We start from the raw sequence: 17,807 nt of genomic DNA, 5'->3' as shown, positions 1-17,807 counted from the left end.
AATGTCGGTTAAACATTTATCAATACAAATGAATTGAATTAGCAACAGTAAAAGAAGCGTTTTGCGATCGAATACCTGAAATATTGGTATATTGCAGCTCATTCTAACATACTTGTGGATTACAAAAGAGTACAATTTATGAATAAAATTCTATCAACCATTCTTCTGTCCTGCGCCCTATACTTGCCGACGACGAGCTTTGCGCAAAACAAAACTACTGTTCCGCAACTTATTCCTTTTCCTCAACAATTAGCATCCAATCCCGGTCTTTTTCAGCTAAAGGGACAAGAATTGGGTTACTACATCGATCCAGCGCTATCTTCTCCATCTTTATCTGGATGGATCGACCATGCGCTGTTCGGGAAATTGAATAAAAAAAGCGTTAAGCGGGCTGGCGCTTCGCTGCAATTGATCAAAGGTCAAGGGCTCTCCGATGAGGCCTATGAATTGAAAATAGATCAAAAAGGCATTCAGATCATTGCTGCTTCGGAAAAGGGAGCATTTTATGGCTTACAGACAATTCAGCAATTATATTTACTTTCGGGCACAACAGCTAAACTGGCTCTTCCCTATCTTACAGTCAAAGACCAGCCTGCTTTTCAATGGCGCGGGGTGGAACTCGATGTTGCCCGCCATTTTTTTCCAAAAGAATACCTCTATAAATTTATCGATCTAATTGCAAGCTATAAGTTCAACAAATTCCACCTGCACTTGACCGACGATCAGGGTTGGCGGATAGAAATTAAGAAGTACCCTAAACTTACCGAAGATGGCGCCTGGAGAACGTATAACAACCAAGATTCCGCCTGCTTTGCAAAGGCCAAAGAAAATCCAGACTTTAATTTGCCCAAGGAATTGATCCGAACAAGAAACGGAAAAGAAGAGTATGGAGGATTTTATACCCAACAGGACATCAGAGACATTGTTGCTTATGCGCAGCGCCGACAAATAGAAATCATTCCCGAAATAGATATGCCCGGGCATATGATGATCGCTACAAAAGCCTATCCCGAACTGCTGTTGGACAGCCAAACCGCCGGCTGGGGAAAACAATTCTCCGTACCGATCAGCCCCTGGAAAGAAAGCAGTTATACTTTTGTTGAAAATGTGCTCAGTGAAATCATTGAACTATTCCCCTCCCACTATATTCATATCGGTGCCGATGAAGTAGAAAAAGATTCTTGGGCAAAATCTGCTGCTGCTAAAGCTTTTATGGAAGAAAAGCAAATTGCCAATTTACATGATCTTCAGAGCTATTTCGTCAAACGGGTAAACAATTTTATCCGTTCAAAAAATAAACAGAGCATCGGCTGGGATGAGATATTGGACGGCAGCTCAGACACTAGCATGATGGTCATGTACTGGCGTGGTTGGGAAAAAAATGCACCTAAGGAGGCTGTGAACCGTGGGCACAGGGTTGTAATGACGCCCACCAATCCGCTCTATTTTGATTATCTTCCAAATAGTAGCAGCCTCGACGCTGTGTATAATATGAGTGTGGTCCCTTCGGATATATCCAGCCAAAAAGCACATTTGATCCAAGGTGCTCAGGCCAATATCTGGACAGAAATGATCCCCTCCACCGCGCGATTAGAGTTTATGATTCTCCCGCGTTTAAGTGCGCTATCTGAACGCGTATGGACCAATAAACCGTTATTCGATAGCTATAGAAATCGTGTGATTTCCCACTTTGGACTCTGGGACAAAATGGGTTTGCGCTATCGCATGCCAGACCTCGAAGGTTTTGCCGAAACACAGGTAATTGTCGATGGACAATCGATATTAAGGGTCGCAAATGAACTTCCTCAAAATCCAATACACTATACCACCGACGGTAGTCTTCCGACCCAGCAGAGCCCCTTACTGAAAGATTCGCTCGCAGTAAAAAAAGAAGGTCCTATTCGATTTGCAACAATCTCATCTTCAGGTGCAAAAAGTGAGCTTTATCAAATTAATTTTAAGTATGATACCTGGAAAAAAAGTGTGAGCGTGGATGAAACAACATTGGCACCAGGACTTAAAGCAACTTTTTTCAATGGAACTTTTGCTAATACATCTGCTATTGCTGGTCCCGAAGTACACCACGAAGTGATCAGCAATGTAGCACTAAGTGATACGATCAAAATGCCTTCTTTTGGTGCTAAAATAAGAGGATACCTCTATGTCAAAGAAAAAGGAATTTATAATTTCTATTTCACTTGTGATGATGGTGGTGTCCTTCGGATACACGATCAGCCTGTCGTCGATAATGATGGACAGCATGCGCCAATTATGAAAAGTGGACAGATTGCGTTAGAACCCGGCTACCATCCAATTGCTATAGATTTCATCGAAGCAGGTGGAGGATTCACCCTAAAACTTCAATATAGCGTCAAAGATTCACCGGTGGTCGATATCCCCAAAGCATCTTTTTTCTATCAGAAAGATTAGTAAGATCGATAGAAAATGTATAGTAGGATATCCCCAGTGAAGTTAATAGCACTGGGGATATTTAATGTTATATGAATGTGGGGCTTTCCTTTAATCCCTTTGCTATGAAAAGGAAATAATATCTTTTTTACGGGTTATCCAGCCCATGTATATTGAGGATTGAAAGAACCGAACAGGAGGTTCAAATCCAGCTTCTTCGCAGAGTTGTGCTAAGCGCTCTTCAGAAACATGCAACAATTCATGTTCGATTCGTCGCAATCTTTGAGCGATCTGTGTTTCATCTATACCTTTAGGCAGAAGAAGTTTCAACAGCCGCAAGTTTTGCTGAATTTGCTCCTTATTGCCCGTAATGTCTAATAACAATAATGGTGCTTGAGACATCATTCTTTTGCAAATATCTTGCAACATACCCAATTTTTGGCCATCGTCTTTTAAAAAGTGTAATACTAGCAAAAGTGTCGCGGCGCCATATTGTTTTCCTTCATCCAAATCACTTACCAAACCTTCCACAAGATTAACATGCTCATCCGCTTCAAATTTTTCCCTCGCTTGACTTATCATCTCGGGTGAGGGATCAACGCCTGTTATTTTCCAAGATTCCGATGTGTCGACAAAACGTTCGATTTCATTTCCTGTACCACATCCGACCACTAATAAGTCTTTGTGCTCTATTTCGCGAAGGAGCTTAGGCAGCTGATCTAAAAAATAATGGTAATTGGGGATCCAGGTTTCAACAAATTGATCATAGCCACTTGCACGCTCATTTTCAAACAGTTCTACTGTATTCATGATAATAAGAATAATCGTTTAACTTACATAAGTAGAGATATACCCTCTCTTGTTCCAATCTCTAAGCAAAGATAGCTATTTAAAATAATTCTAAATAAAATTTATTCATAGTCGTCCATAGCTGGTAGATAAGCGTGCAATTGATTTAAATTTGAATGGTTTTAGGCTATTTTACCGTTATAGCGAAAGCGTATTCATCAGGAGGTAGACATTGTGAAGCATCACAAGCTTGCCATTCCACAGTGCCTTTTACTGTCGCAGCTCCTTTAGTAAGTGAAACTTTTTGTTGGAAGATGACCTCATTGGTGAAATACCCCACATCCATTTTGAAAACCTCTTCATGTTTGATCTTGGGTTTCGGTTCGGCTGTATTGCCGACTAGCGCATAATCCGTAGCTTTACTGAAATTAAAGGAAGTTGGGATCGGACCACCATCTTTTACATGTTGAGAATAGATATGCCAACCATTTTGAATAGTCGCCTTAACGTAAATAATTGCTTCCTTGTTATTAAGTTTCTTACTGGCAACAGTCCATTTAACGGGTTTATGAATCTGAGCGAAAGTACCAGTAACGGAAAACATAACCAGGGCTACTAAAATTAAAATCTTTTTCATCTTTTATGAATTTTTAAGTTTATTATTTCATTGGCAGTATATCTGAACAGCATACTCACTACAAGAACCTGCACTTAAATACGCACATCAATATTCGTTATAAACAGAATAAAACACAACCATATCATATTTAAACAATAAATTTTACAAAAAATAATACTCTATACCATATTATTTTCATTTATAACCGTGCAATTTTCTTCATTTCAATAATAAGTTCAAAAACAGCTATTGCATTAAACAATAACTCAGGCTAGATCATACGCCTTGCCGATCAATAAACTCTATGCCTTACATGGTATGGCAAATCGACCTTAACCCACATAACAGAATTTAATACCGCTTCGCCATATCAAAATGCAACCGGAAAATCCGTAAATGGAAAAAAACACAGAAGAATAACCAGTAGTAGGATTTGGTTAACGATTAAAAAAGATCAAATAGAGTAAACCATCATTCGATAAATATTGTTATTCAATAAACATATATATTTATTACTATGGGAAATTTATTATATACTATTGCAGTTATTTTGGTGCTCATATGGGCGATCAGCTTTTTCGGCGGCTTTGTTGGCGGGGGACTAATCCATATACTATTGGTAATCGCTATCATAGCAGTTCTCCTTCGTGTTATTAAAGGAAATGCGTAACCTGTCGGGATGTTGCTCATGTCACAGAAAAGGCTCCTCAATATTCAATACTGAGGAGCCTTTTTATACATTTGATATGAAGCACACTATAAATTAAGATCTCCCTCTTTACCTATATCTTCTGACTCGCCTGTTACTTTCGCTTTAAGCATTTTGAACAGGTTGACAATCATATTCGAGTTTGAATCCCAGTAATGAGCTTCTTGGGGAGTAACTTTTAACAACTGAATATTTGGATCCTCTTTTCCTTTTTCAAACCATCCCTCCATCATCTTATTCCAATAACGATCTATCCTTTCTTGATCCCGGGAAAGACTCGCATCGCCATTTATACTGAGAAAGGTATAATTTCCAGGATCCGCATAAAACAAAGACACTCTTGAATCTTGTGAAAGATTTGTAAATGTTTCACTTTCTGCTGAGCAGATGTACCAAATGTTACCTTCTTCATCAACTTCTTGTCTACTCATCGGGACACCATGTGGGTAGTCCGAATCTTGTGGAAAAGAGCATACTGTACCTACGTCAATCTTATCAACGATTTCTTTTAGCTTTGCTAAAGCGTCTTTATCGCTTAAATTATTCTCTGCCATAATATTATTTTTAATAAAGAACAACGTGCCCCCATAAATCGTTTTCTATTTAACCAAATTCAGACAGTATATCTTAAATAAAAGGGTAGGATATTTTCTAAATTAAAACACGTAATTCTACGCGCTCGTTTTACTAATAATATTAGTATTTTTACAGTTGTAAAAAGGATGGATTGATTATGTTTGGATTTGATGATAAACTGCAGATACTAGCAGATGCTGCTAAATATGATGTGAGCTGCAGCTCAAGTGGAAGTAAGCGAAAAAATAATGGTGGTATCGGTGATTCATCAGCAAGTGGCATCTGCCATACGTATACCGAAGATGGGCGCTGTGTTTCCCTTCTAAAAATCTTAATGACTAACTTTTGCATTTACGATTGCTCCTTTTGTGTGAGTCGGCGTAGCAATGATGTACAGCGAGCAGCATTTTCGGTCAAGGAAGTTGTCGAATTGACGATGAATTTCTACCGTCGAAATTATATTGAGGGGCTTTTTTTAAGCTCTGGTATTTTTAAATCTGCAGATTATACTATGGAACGCTTAATGTTAGTGGTTAAGAAACTTCGAACTGAAGAGCGGTTTAATGGTTATATTCATCTGAAGGCTATTCCTGGAGCAAGTGAATCTTTATTAAAGGAAGCAGGTCTTTATGTTGACCGTATGAGTGTAAATCTCGAAATACCTACTGAAGCAGGACTAAAACTTGTCGCTCCAGAGAAAGATCATCAATCTGTTCGCGAACCGCTGACAATAATTAAAAATGAAATCCAAAATGTTCAGCAGGACAGAAAAACCAATAAGAAAATACCTTTATTTGTACCAGCAGGACAAAGTACTCAAATGGTTATTGGAGCAACACCAGAAAGTGATTTCCAAATCATGGAGGCTGCAAATACATTCTATAAAGATTATAACCTCAAAAGGGTGTATTATTCGGGTTACATTCCTATTAACGCAACGGACTCCAACCTTCCTCAAATTGGAACAGCTCCACCGCTGGTTCGCGAAAACAGACTTTATCAAACAGATTGGTTACTTCGATTTTATGGCTTTTCGCTCCATGAAATACTTAATAGTAAACATCAGGACCTCGATCTAGAAATAGATCCTAAACTTGCCTGGGCACTTCGCAACCCACAATTCTTCCCTATTGACATTAACACCGCTAATTATAATTGGATCATACGAATTCCGGGGATAGGAAGACAATCCGCTAAAAAAATAATACAGGCACGCAAATATGGAAAATTAAAAGAACATCAAGTGCAAAAAATTGGAATAGCTTATAATCGAGCGAAATATTTTATGCTTTGTCAGGACACATTGATCACTGCGGGCTTTCACTATCCGGAAAAAATCAGAAAGTCCATTCTGGAACATAATCCCCAGTCGCAAATTAAAGGTCCGAATAGCCAGTTAACTTTATTTTAATGGACTATATTTTTGACGGCAGTTATTTGGGTTATTTGTGTTGCGTATTTGAAGCGTTTGAAAGGAAAGAGTTCGACAGCATTCCTAAAACAGGAAAAGCGGCAGAAATTACTCTTTTTTCGGAAAAACGAATGATTTCAACAGATACTAAGAAAGCTAACCGCATTCTCACAGGGATGGAAAAAATAATTGGAAAGCAAGAAACGATTTTTTTTTACCATAATTTTCTGTCCGATAATCAGATCGAATGGCTCAATGGATTTCGGCTGATTGTCGAATTATTTCGCAAAAAACAATTGGATATTCATAATTATGGTTATCCTCCTATACTACGTTTGCATCAATCGATTAAAAAGATCAATCGGGAACGGCACCGTATGAAAGCATTTATACGATTTGTCAAATCTAATGACTATCTGTATACAGCGGTTGTTGAGCCCGATTTTAATGTCATTCCACTTGTTGTACAATTTTTTAAAAATCGATTTGCAGACCAATGTTGGTTAATTTATGATTTAAGAAGAAATTATGGCTTTCATTACGATGGAAATACTGTTGTCGAAGTATCTCCAAATGAAAGTGATGAGATTCGAGATCCATATCAGCTAGAAGTGGATCTCGATCCTCAAGAAAAGGCTTATCAGCATCTTTGGAAAACATACTTTAAGAGTACAACCATTGAATCACGAAAAAATGTGAAACTTCATTTAAGGCATGTTCCGAAACGCTACTGGAAATACCTAGTAGAAAAAATATAGCTTTCTAAGCATGTAAAAATTAGAAATCAATTAATCGTCATTACCTTGATCCACCAAATAATTTGCTTACCAACCAAATTACAAGTGCAACCACGACGACAACTAATAGAATACCAGACCATACGCCGGCTTTAAATATACCTTCAATCGCTGCACAACTTGATACGAGCACCAATAAACTTGACATCAGTGCAAATGGAATTATCTTTTTCATAAATACCTGTTTTAATATTAATCTAAAATAAAGACAATATTCACCTGAAAATGTTTTACCGCAAACATGTTCAGGCTATTATTACTATAAGCTCGGGTCTAACTTATAATTTGATCGCATTTAATACCCAGATTATACGTATTTTTTTGTTAAAGAGAGAAAACTCTACGCAATTTACCGCTTAAAAATACGGGTAGCATATAGAGAACAAATTTTGGGTACAGCATTTGATTCTACTTAGCCAAATACAAATTAGTTAAGAAACAATAATTGAATAAAGATATGGACACTATCAACCAAAAAGCACAAAAAATGGGATTAGAAAAAGGCTATTATCTACTATTGATGGCTATTTTAGATTTACCTGCTGAAGAAGAGAAAAAATCCAGAAAGAAAAAATAAGTTTGTATCTCCACGGCATCAGTTATGGACTGATAAGAGATTTAAGTCAAAGCCTTTTTCGACGATATGAAAAAGGCTTTTTGTATTTTTTAAAAAATAAATTATTGCTCCATTATTGAGCATAAAGATGATGCATCGCGCTATTGGTAGGTCCGTGAAAATAGACATATATGAATTTTAAAATTCAATTAAAAGCCTAAAAACACGCCCAGGATCGCTTAGCCATGATTCTAAAGCTAACTGCGCATCTTCTACACGATACACTCCTGTTATGAGCTGTTCCATCGGACACTTTTTCATTTTTAAATAATGCATTACCGCTGCGAAATCTTTTGCTGTAGCATTGCGTGAACCTCTGATATCCAATTCTTTTTTGACAAAAAACTGTGTATCAAAAGGAATAGCTTCTTTTGCATAACCGATATATATTACCCGCCCTGTATACGCAGCGGCATCAACGGCCGCTAAATAGGTTTCCTTGCGTCCTACGGCTTCAATAACTACGTCAGCCCCCATGGCGTGCGTCAATATGTCCAAGCTAGCCGCCAGGTCTTCCTCAGCGCTATTGATGGTAAATGTCGCTCCGAGGCTTTTTGCCAACTCAAGTTTTTCTTTACTAACGTCAACTGCTATAACGATGGCACCCCGTAAAGCAGACCGAACAATCGCTCCAACTCCGATCATACCACATCCCAACACCAATACGATATCGCTGTCGGTGACATTGGCCCGATCAACGGCGTGAAAACCAACACTCATAGGCTCCACCAAGGCCAATTCTTTGGACGATAGCTGTCCACCCATAATGACCCTTTGTATGGGCACGACAAGGTATTCTGTCATGGCACCGTCGCGCTGTACCCCCATCGTTTCATTGTAGCGGCAAGCATTAGGTCGATTATTTTTACATGCAGTACAAATACCGCAGTTCGAATACGGATTTACGGTAACTCTGTTACCAATCTTAATATCAGGTCCAACATTCGTCCCCAATTCAACTACTGTTGCCCCAATTTCATGTCCAGGTATAACCGGTAGCTGAACTAATGGATTCAAGCCCCGAAATGTATTTAGATCAGAGCCGCAGAAACCAACATAATCTATTTTTAAAAGGACATGTCCATCCTTAATGGTAGGCTGAGGAATATCCGCGATTTCTACCCGTCCCTCTTTTACTATTTTAATAGCTTTCATTTATAAATGGCATCAAGATTTAAATAGCACTTGCTATTGTTACTTACCACAACAAAGCTCAAGCTCAAACTTCAGAGATTTACGGTCTTGAGATCTTTGGTACTATGGTATAGCCAAAAATAATTATATAGAACGGATAAAGAAACTCCATTAACGATAAAAAATAACACGATATCGATCCAAGCGCAATGATCCAACACCATACTGTTAGCAACGAAAATAAACATTTAGAAAACTAGATATCAAACACTTACACGCTATTTAAAAAATAAATATGTAAAAAGACTTCATATACAGATAAATGAACTATAACATTATCGATATTTTCCCTTTAAAAACGCTATTCTTTTTAAGAAAACGACTAATATTGTAGCTAACTATTTCTTCCTCGGGCGATGATGAATAACGAAAATAATAAACTTGATTTTACACTATTGAACATTGGCTATGCGGAACATCAGGCGAATTGGAATTTCAAAGATATTCAGAGTCCTTTTGCGCGGATACACTATGTTTGTGAAGGAGAAGCATCCATAATCTTAACGGACGAAACCATCAAACTTCGGCCCGGCCATCTCTATCTCACACCTGCGTATATCCAACATAGCTACGCTTGTTCCGCCAAACTATCACTCTACTATATCCATATCTATGAAAATCCAGCGCTAAGATCGAGTATTTTCGACCGCTACTCTTTCCCGAAGGAAATCAAATCAGATCAGCTGTTAGCTACAGTCATTCAGCATCTCTACGATTTAAATCCAGGTCGTGAGTTAAAAATGTATGATCCGAAAGGTTATGATAATTCAACAGAATTAATGAAAAACATGGCGCTGCAAACGGCGTCACCGATCGCCAGAGCAGCCGAAAACCAAGCGATCATTCATTTATTAATGAGCCGATTTCTGGCCGAAGCAACGAACAAAATACCACAGGTGGAAAAGCGGCTCCTGCGTGTACTTGATTACATCGACGAAAATATCCATCATCCGATCGCTATAGAACATCTTGCCAATCTGATTTTTATATCCAAAGATCACCTTATCCGACTCTTCAAAAAACATATGAATGCCACACCTGTACATTACATCAATCAAAAGAAAATAGAAAAAGCACAATTGATGATGTTAATCGATGAAGATAATATCCAACAATTGTGCTTTAAATTAGGTTTTGAAAATATCTCTTACTTCAATCGACTATTTAAAAAATTCACAGGTGAAACACCAATGAGTTATAAACGCCGAATAAGTAGATAGATCGTGCTTCACGTTATCTACGACGACAATCCATCGATTGGCATAATGTGACCGTTCTCATCATATGTTAACTCGATAACTTTCATGCTTCTCAACCAGGTCTTTCCTCCTGAGGGTACTGAATCATGATAAAATAGATACCATTTATCTTTGAATTCCAAGATACTATGATGCGTGGTCCAACCAACCACTGGTGATAGAATTACCCCCTCATAAGTAAATGGACCATATGGATTGTCTCCAATGGCATAACAGATTAAATGACTATCTCCTGTAGAATAGGAAAAATAGTATCTCCCTTGATATTTGTGCATCCAAGAAGCTTCAAAAAATCGCTTTTGCGTATCGCCATGTTTCAATGGGTTACCATTTTTATCCAAAATAACAAGATCCTTTGGCTCTTCCGAAAATTCCAGCATATCAGCAGACAGCTTGACAACTTTTGGAGACAAAGCATCTTCGTGATCTTGAGGCAATTCGTTGGGTGATATAATCTTATTATTTCGATAGAATTGGAGCTGCCCCCCCCAAATACCACCAAAATATAGATAATAGTCTCCGGTAGCATCTTTAAATGCACAAGGATCAATACTGTAACTACCCTTAATTGGATGCTCCTGGGGAACAAATGGCCCATAGGGCTGACTTGCAACAGCGACACCTAGTCTGAAAACATCATTTTTATCCTTCATGGAAAAATACATATAGTATTTTCCATTTTTCTCCGTCACATCTGAATCCCAAAGCTGACGACCAGCCCAAGGAATGTCTTTTACATCTAACACCTTACCATGATCAACCACATCCCCCTGAACATCCTCAAGAGAAAATACGTGGTAATCCTGCATGTCGAAATGGTCTCCATTGTCATTTTCCGGTATTCCACTTTCTCGATCATGAGAGGGATAAATGTAAATTTTATCTTCAAAAACATGTGCTGATGGATCAGCCATATAATCTTTGGGATACAAATACTTGCTCTTATTCATGCTTACTATTTCTTTTTTTTTTGTGTTAATGAAGTGATATCTTTTAAAAAGGGCTTAGGCTGATAATTCCGGTCAAATAATAATGGATAGTCTGTACGTCCCGGTATAGGCCAACCATTCTTCCATGAATCTCCGTCACCAACACCCCACAACGTCACACGCGATATTTTATCCTGATGTTTGAGGTATAATTTAAAAAACGCTACGTATCGCCTTCCCAACTCATCCATTTTCGCTGTAGGCAGCCCTTTTTCGTATGGATTCATCTCCTTGGTATAAGCATATTGCTCTCCAATTTCGGCGCCCATATTAGGTCGAGCATGCGGCAAAACCGTAATATCCATTTCAGTAACCATTACTTTCGCATCAAGTCCCGCAAATCCAAGTATAGTTTTTTCGACCTCATCAATAGGTGGATTATCCAGTGCATTGTGCTCTTGCATACCAATTCCGCTGACGCGACCACCCGCTGCTTTTACTTGACGAATCATTTTAATAATGCCTTTTCTTTTTTCTGGAACGGCGGTTGAATAATCGTTATAATATAACTCCGCATTTGGATCTGCCTCATGTGCAAATTTAAATGCCAATTCAATAAACTGAGGACCAATAATATCGTAAAATTTACTTTTGCGCCATTCTCCATTATCCAATATGGCCTCATTCACCACATCCCATCCGTGCACCCGTCCTTTATAGCGGGATACTACAGTATGAATATGCTTCCGCATGCGTGCTATAAGTACGTCTCGAGACACCTCTTTTCCATTTTTATCTACAAAAAACCAATCTGGTGTCTGGGAATGCCAGATGAGCGTATGCCCAATAATCTGCATTTTATTCTTTTCGCCAAACAATACGAAACGATCCGCATCTTTAAAATCGAACACGCCTTCCTGTGGCTGCAGGAACATACTTTTCATACAATTTTCCGCTACAATGGAATTGAAATGCTTTTTGACGACCGCTACTGCGGCGGCATCCCGCTCCCAGATTTGATCAAGGTTTAAAGCCGTTCCTATAAAAAACTTACCTTCAAATGCATCCTTTAAAGTCAACGTATCAGTTGCCACCTTCAGTTTTTGCGAGGTAGCTGAAGCAGATAGATTTGATAGCAAGGCTGCTACGGCCACAACAATAGTTTTTAACATCTTCATGATTATTTTTAATTAATAAGTATGTCTAGACTCTATGTCCTGATTGATTGCATCAATAGTCTTATCGTCCAGTTCGTATTTGGAAATAACATACATAGCCACTACCAAGAGTATTGCCGGAATAATGGCTACCAACCATAGAATTCCCATTTCAGCACGTGCTGACTGGGCTGTTGCATTATCTTTGTCAAAGTTAACATATGCCAACACCAGTCCCGGCACCACACCTCCAAGGGCCATCCCGGCTTTGTAAAAAATACCGGTAAGCGCATTGACAATACCTGAAATACGCTTCCCAGTTTTATATTCGCCATAGGAAATGACTTCAGGAACGAGCGCCCACATATATCCCGTTGCGACAATTACTCCGGTTGACTTGATAAACTGAGCAGTCAATACCAAAACAATATTCCCCTTGAGGTTTTCATTGGATGAAATGACATATAGCATCAGCATTCCGAGGATTGCAATAGTCAAGAAAACATAGAACATCTGCTTTTTACCAATTGCGCGTTTGATGGCTGGCACTAAAGGCATAAAAATAAAAGCAGGCAAAGATCCTAATGCCATAAAATATGGTAGCATATCCGGAGCATGTACATTATAAATCATGTAGTATGATCCTGCCGAGTTACCGATTGCCATCATAGCAAATGCAGTAATGAAAAAAAATGCCAAAATACGCAAAGGGCGATTATGCTTAAATTCTCGCCACAGGTCGGAAACGTGAACATTATCCGTATCCTTCTCATCCATAATGACACGTTCTTTTGTTTGTGAAAAGCAAAAGATTAAAAGCACTAATCCAACTAAAGCATAGATCAGCATCGTTGCAAACCAGGCTTCGGCAGAATCTTTCGAGTTTATCTTTCCATCTGGAGAGAAATACTTTACGACGAGCGGTACACCATATCCAACGGCCAGTCCCCCCACGTTCGCCATAAACATACGTGTAGATGTCAGTTTTGTAATCTCATCCGTATCTCTGGTCAAGGAGGCATTTAAAGCACCATACGGAACATTCACCAACGTGTACAACATCGATAAACCAACATAGGTGATATAAGCATAGGTTAAAGATCCCGAAAAACCATTCCAAAAACACAAAATTGCAAATCCGGTCAACGGAATCCCCCCTAGCACCAAATAAGACCTATACTTTCCCATGCGGGGATTTCTTTTATCAACAAATGCGCCCACGATGGGGTCCCATAGTACATCGACAATTCGAACAATGAGAAACATCACTCCTGCAGAAGCTGCAGAGATCCCATAAACATTGGTATAAAAAATCAGTAGATACATCGAAACAGTCTGGTAAATGAGATTCTGTGCGAGATCGCCAGCACCAAACCCTACGCGCTGCTTCGTTGAAAGCTTGTAAAAACCTTTGAAAGGCTTCACTTCTGTCCTATTTTGGTCCATATAATTGGTTATTCGATTAGTTATATTACAATGGTAAAACTACAAGTAGCTTTTTTTCATTACCCATTACAAATGTTTTATATTCCAATAAAAATGTTTAAAAACCCCCTTAATAAAGGATAAATCGTAAAAAATCTTCATCAGTAATCACTGAGTCGTTCCTCTAAAAAACTTACTTAAAAACAAATCTAACTGTCGGTATAGAGATAGCAGAAATGATAATGTAATGTATTAGATAGCTGAAAAATATAGGCTGTCCAAACTTTTTTTTGGACAGCCTATTTCTACCTGCTATTAAGCTACTTAGTTTTTATCGTTTAATTCTTTAGTATATTTTACCACATAGCTTTTTGTTTGCCCCCTATAAAGGCAATCAACTTGAGCGTAACCTGTCGGCGAAGTAGCTTGATTTACTATAATCTTAACTTCAGGATTATCAGCAGTCGCTTTTACCAGAGGCTTGTTTTTACTCTTTGCTTCCATGGGAAAGGAAACTTCATAAACATGATAACCGATAATACCGTTCTGATCCGTAGATCGTACAGGAATGGATGGCAAAGCTAGTTTGGTCCCATTTACTGTAATGGTGACCGAAGGTGGTATTGGACGTTCAATTTTTTTATCTTTTGAACTAAATCCGAGGCCTATAAAATCGAAAAGCGGCTTTCCTTCCTCACCCTCAGCAACCAAAAATAACGCGTGTTTACCGTCCAATTGATCTACAAATTTGGAGACGTCGACCGTGAATTGCTTGACTTCAGCAGCAGAATTCGCCGGAACAGAAATTTGGGCAATTCGTTTACCTTTCCAGGTTTCGTTATCCCAAGGGCCATCTAACCATACGTTGACCTTAAATGCAGCTTTTGTTTTTGGTGTAATAAACACATTGAAAGCAGTTTGATTTCCAATTTTGGTTCCCTCAAAAGCTTTCAATCCAAACTTATCCTGATCTAAACCTCCAAATCCGAAATATTTAAAACCTGCAATATTTCCGTTTTTCATATTTGTCACCGGCATATGATTATCCCATACATCCCATGAATCCTGTTGCAAACTGATATCAGAAAGGTAGCAAGCATATCCCGCCGAATAATACTGATAGGGATTTAATCCATAAAAATGAAATCCTTCCGATGTCACCTCTGCACCTTTATACTCTTTGCCCTGTTTATCTTTAATAGTCAAATTTTCTTGAAAAGGGTCGAACGCTCTTAAGGACACCATTCCGCCATCTTTGACACTTTTCTCATCCCAAGAGACTTTGATAGGTTCAACCACCGCCTGACGTGCAAAGCCAAATCCGCGTGGTGGTCTATGGTAAAATACATACCATTGTCCATTGATCAGTTCGATACTACCATGTGTGTTATGACCTGCATTACTCGTTTCAATAGCAGATCCATCCTTGTTTAACACTGGAGCACGTGAATCGACTAAAACGCCACCACTCTTCCATGGTCCTAATGGTGAGTCTGCTACCGCATAACGCAAAGTTGAATTTGAACTTCCTACACCATATTCCGGGCCGGAGTAACCACTATATACCGAAACATACTTGTTTCCCACTTTACGAATGGATGATGCTTCAAAAAAATTAAAGGTTCCCAAATCCTCACCTTCGAAAATATTAGGATAGGATGTTCCTTTTGGATCGCGTAATTCGCCATATCGCGCACTTGCTGGCAATAAATAATTAATCACCTTCGTGCCAGGCCTCAACGAATACATTGTTTTCTGATCCAATTGTGCAGCCATCGATCGTTGGAATCCCCAAAAACCATATGCTCGGAATCCAATCTCAAAATCAGGATCTTGAGGGTCCGTAACGTATTCGATATAAATGGCAGGATCAAATCCTAAGATACTTCCAGGCAGAGTACGCTTGCCGTCTTCAGTCAGATTGATAGGTTTAAAGGGGCCATTAGGCCTATCGCCTTTAACAACCATTGCTTCACGGCCCTCACCCCTGCTATGGGGAAACAAGTAATAATCCTTTTTTCCATCTTTTCGCTTAACCTCTACAAGATCTGGCGCGTACATCACATCCCATTTACCATCGATCGCGTATGTAAAAATAGCTCCCTCGTCCCGCCAGCTGCTCAAATTCTCAATAGGAGCTGACCACATTCTAATGTCAGGCCCACAATAACTGCTAAAACGTAAGTCATGGGAACCAATGATGTAAGCACGATATTTCCCAGGCTGGTCAGGATCTTCGAAAACACGGGGTTCGCCATCCGGGAGATGCTCCCATAGCGGTAGATAAGGATTTCCTATAGACTGGTGCACAAACCCCTTACTAGGATCGTTGAGGTGGTTTTGCTGCTGCCCAAGTGCTGTTGCTGCTGATAAAATTCCTGTAACGGATAATAAAAATACCATTGTCCGTTTTTTTAAGACAATATTTAGTCCCTTCATAAATTGAGTAAATTAATTTTTCTTAAATTGCTGAGTTATCTTATATGCTGTTGCATTTTTTCTATTGGCTCAAATTACTTTGCGTCAAGTTACTATCTTACCTCCCAAATTTCCAGCAATCGAAAAACAGGATATTTGATGGTGCCTTACCTTTAAAAACAAAATATAGATCGTGTAGTCCCGATACTTTATCCGACAGTGCAGTCTCAACTGTAGTCCATCTGTCATCTCCCCCCGTCATGGGCACCTGTATCGTAGCTAACAACGCTCCATCAAGCGCTCCCGAGCGTACTTCCATACGGATACCTCCATTATGAGTAGTTCCTACCCGTGCAAAAAAATTACGCGCTCCCTCCGCGCCAAAGTCAACATTCTTCACACAGGTGAAAGCTCCATCTTTTTTTGCCTTTATAAAAACACCCACCTTTTTATTTTGGTAGGATTTAACGTGTTCGGACCAAGCGATCGTTTCAGCCTGATGAAGTTCATAGGGATTCACTTTGCCGGTCGCATGAGTAATTCCAGTCGTCATTTTCATTGGATCGATACTGCCGTCTGGATTAAAATTCAGTTCTTGAACAGCGACAGATCGCGTAAAGCCCCCCCCTCCAGGTAAGGCCCCATTATGGTAAAAGAAATAGGTTTTTCCTTTAAAATCGACAATGCCAGGATGATTTGTGAATGCTTTTCCTTCCGCAGGCATGATTATACCCCCGTACTTCCAAGGTCCCTCGGCTTTATCGCTTGTGGAATAACCAATAAATTCTGGCAAAGGACCTCCCGGCCAAAAAAGATAATACAAACTATTTCTTTTATATAACCAAGGCCCTTCCTCATAGGTCGTAGGTCGCTTCGGATCTCCCTCCCTCTTTCCGAACGATGCTGCAGTCATCGGAACCTCAACAATATCACCTTTATAGGAGATCATATCTTCATTTAGCTTAACATATTTCAGCTGGGGGTTACCCCAATACATATGAGCTTGGCCGTCATCATCAATAAACACAGTAGGATCGATATCTCCCCATTCAGTTTGCAATAATGGTTTTCCCAAAGGATCATAAAATGGTCCCAATGGGCTATCTCCGACAGCGACGCCGATCGCACCTCGATTGTTCACTTTGGAAATAACAGGTACATAAAGATAAAATTTACCATTTTTTTCAACACATTGAGCCGCCCAAGCATCACCTTTTGCCCATTCAAAATCTGTATAAGAAAGAATCGCACCGTGATCGGTCCAATTCACCATATCATCGGTTGAATACACACGCCAATTGTTCATGTTAAACCAGGTGGATTCTTCTTCATCCTGTGTAGTATACAGATAGAGTCGGTTGTTATACACCAAAGGGGCTGGATCCGCAGTATAAGCAGTCTGCACAATGGGGTTTTGTGCCCTTAATTTACCCACCATAACGAAGAATAGGAGCAAAAATCCGAATTGGGATTGTATAAAAAAACGTTTCATCATATCA

The 17,807-nt window shown here is 39.2% G+C and carries 15 protein-coding genes; 5 read left to right on the top strand and 10 right to left on the bottom strand.

Translation table 11 applies throughout. The features are described from left to right. Nucleotides 1–138 precede the first annotated feature (138 nt). Nucleotides 139–2,430, top strand: a complete 2,292-nt coding sequence (locus QE382_RS08815) for a family 20 glycosylhydrolase (RefSeq protein ID WP_307185566.1) — start codon at nt 139–141, stop codon at nt 2,428–2,430. 102 nt (nt 2,431–2,532) lie between these two features. Here QE382_RS08815 and QE382_RS08810 read toward each other — a convergent pair whose 3' ends face one another. Then, nucleotides 2,533–3,219, bottom strand: coding sequence for a class I SAM-dependent methyltransferase (locus QE382_RS08810; RefSeq protein WP_307185565.1), 687 nt, complete (start codon nt 3,217–3,219; stop codon nt 2,533–2,535). 166 nt (nt 3,220–3,385) lie between these two features. Further along, nucleotides 3,386–3,835 (bottom strand): protein-disulfide reductase DsbD domain-containing protein, encoded by a 450-nt coding sequence (locus tag QE382_RS08805; protein ID WP_307185564.1) that lies wholly within the window; start codon nt 3,833–3,835, stop codon nt 3,386–3,388. A gap of 499 nt (nt 3,836–4,334) precedes the next feature. Here QE382_RS08805 and QE382_RS08800 point away from each other — a divergent pair, with 499 nt between their 5' ends. Continuing rightward, nucleotides 4,335–4,487, top strand: a complete 153-nt coding sequence (locus QE382_RS08800) for a lmo0937 family membrane protein (RefSeq protein WP_112376008.1) — start codon at nt 4,335–4,337, stop codon at nt 4,485–4,487. An 86-nt stretch (nt 4,488–4,573) separates the two neighbouring features. On the opposite strand, the gene QE382_RS08795 is transcribed toward QE382_RS08800, so the two are convergent. After that, nucleotides 4,574–5,080 carry a pyridoxamine 5'-phosphate oxidase family protein gene (locus QE382_RS08795; RefSeq protein WP_307185563.1) on the bottom strand — a complete coding sequence of 169 codons (507 nt, stop codon included), beginning with the start codon at nt 5,078–5,080 and terminating at the stop codon, nt 4,574–4,576. Nucleotides 5,081–5,259: 179 nt separating this feature from the next. Between QE382_RS08795 and QE382_RS08790 the strand changes: the two genes are divergently transcribed. Next, on the top strand, nt 5,260–6,513 hold the full coding sequence (locus QE382_RS08790; protein ID WP_307185562.1) for a putative DNA modification/repair radical SAM protein: 1,254 nt from the start codon (nt 5,260–5,262) through the stop codon (nt 6,511–6,513). Further along, nucleotides 6,513–7,271: a TIGR03915 family putative DNA repair protein gene (locus tag QE382_RS08785; RefSeq protein WP_307185561.1), complete on the top strand. Its 759-nt coding sequence runs from the start codon at nt 6,513–6,515 to the stop codon at nt 7,269–7,271. Before QE382_RS08790 ends, QE382_RS08785 begins: the two co-directional genes overlap by 1 nt. Nucleotides 7,272–7,311: 40 nt before the next feature. Here QE382_RS08785 and QE382_RS08780 read toward each other — a convergent pair whose 3' ends face one another. Both QE382_RS08780 and QE382_RS08775 read right to left on the bottom strand, forming a co-directional pair. Further along, nucleotides 7,312–7,485: a hypothetical protein gene (locus tag QE382_RS08780; RefSeq protein ID WP_209574955.1), complete on the bottom strand. Its 174-nt coding sequence runs from the start codon at nt 7,483–7,485 to the stop codon at nt 7,312–7,314. A 579-nt stretch (nt 7,486–8,064) separates the two neighbouring features. Continuing rightward, on the bottom strand, nt 8,065–9,081 hold the full coding sequence (locus tag QE382_RS08775) for a zinc-binding alcohol dehydrogenase family protein (protein ID WP_307185560.1): 1,017 nt from the start codon (nt 9,079–9,081) through the stop codon (nt 8,065–8,067). 395 nt (nt 9,082–9,476) lie between these two features. Between QE382_RS08775 and QE382_RS08770 the strand changes: the two genes are divergently transcribed. Continuing rightward, nucleotides 9,477–10,340: an AraC family transcriptional regulator gene (locus QE382_RS08770; protein ID WP_307185559.1), complete on the top strand. Its 864-nt coding sequence runs from the start codon at nt 9,477–9,479 to the stop codon at nt 10,338–10,340. A 17-nt stretch (nt 10,341–10,357) separates the two neighbouring features. Here the strand turns inward: QE382_RS08770 and QE382_RS08765 are convergent, their stop codons facing one another. From QE382_RS08765 to QE382_RS08745, 5 genes are all read right to left on the bottom strand, one after another. After that, nucleotides 10,358–11,329: a glycoside hydrolase family 43 protein gene (locus QE382_RS08765; RefSeq protein WP_307185558.1), complete on the bottom strand. Its 972-nt coding sequence runs from the start codon at nt 11,327–11,329 to the stop codon at nt 10,358–10,360. Between the two features lie 5 nt (nt 11,330–11,334). After that, the gene (locus QE382_RS08760) at nt 11,335–12,486 is read right to left on the bottom strand and encodes an endo-1,4-beta-xylanase (RefSeq protein ID WP_307185557.1); all 1,152 of its coding nucleotides are present in this window, start codon (nt 12,484–12,486) and stop codon (nt 11,335–11,337) included. Nucleotides 12,487–12,498: 12 nt separating this feature from the next. Next, nucleotides 12,499–13,911: an MFS transporter gene (locus QE382_RS08755; protein WP_307185556.1), complete on the bottom strand. Its 1,413-nt coding sequence runs from the start codon at nt 13,909–13,911 to the stop codon at nt 12,499–12,501. Between the two features lie 303 nt (nt 13,912–14,214). After that, entirely contained in the window at nt 14,215–16,293 is a 2,079-nt protein-coding gene (locus QE382_RS08750) for a hypothetical protein (RefSeq protein ID WP_307185555.1), read from the bottom strand. Nucleotides 16,294–16,426: 133 nt separating this feature from the next. Then, nucleotides 16,427–17,803 carry a glycoside hydrolase family 43 protein gene (locus QE382_RS08745; RefSeq protein WP_307185554.1) on the bottom strand — a complete coding sequence of 459 codons (1,377 nt, stop codon included), beginning with the start codon at nt 17,801–17,803 and terminating at the stop codon, nt 16,427–16,429. Nucleotides 17,804–17,807 lie beyond the last annotated feature (4 nt).

Origin of the sequence: Sphingobacterium zeae, assembly GCF_030818895.1 — a bacterium.
GTDB classification, from domain to species: domain Bacteria; phylum Bacteroidota; class Bacteroidia; order Sphingobacteriales; family Sphingobacteriaceae; genus Sphingobacterium; species Sphingobacterium zeae.
Note: the sequence above shows the minus strand (reverse complement) of the source record. Positions and strands in the feature narration are given on the sequence as shown.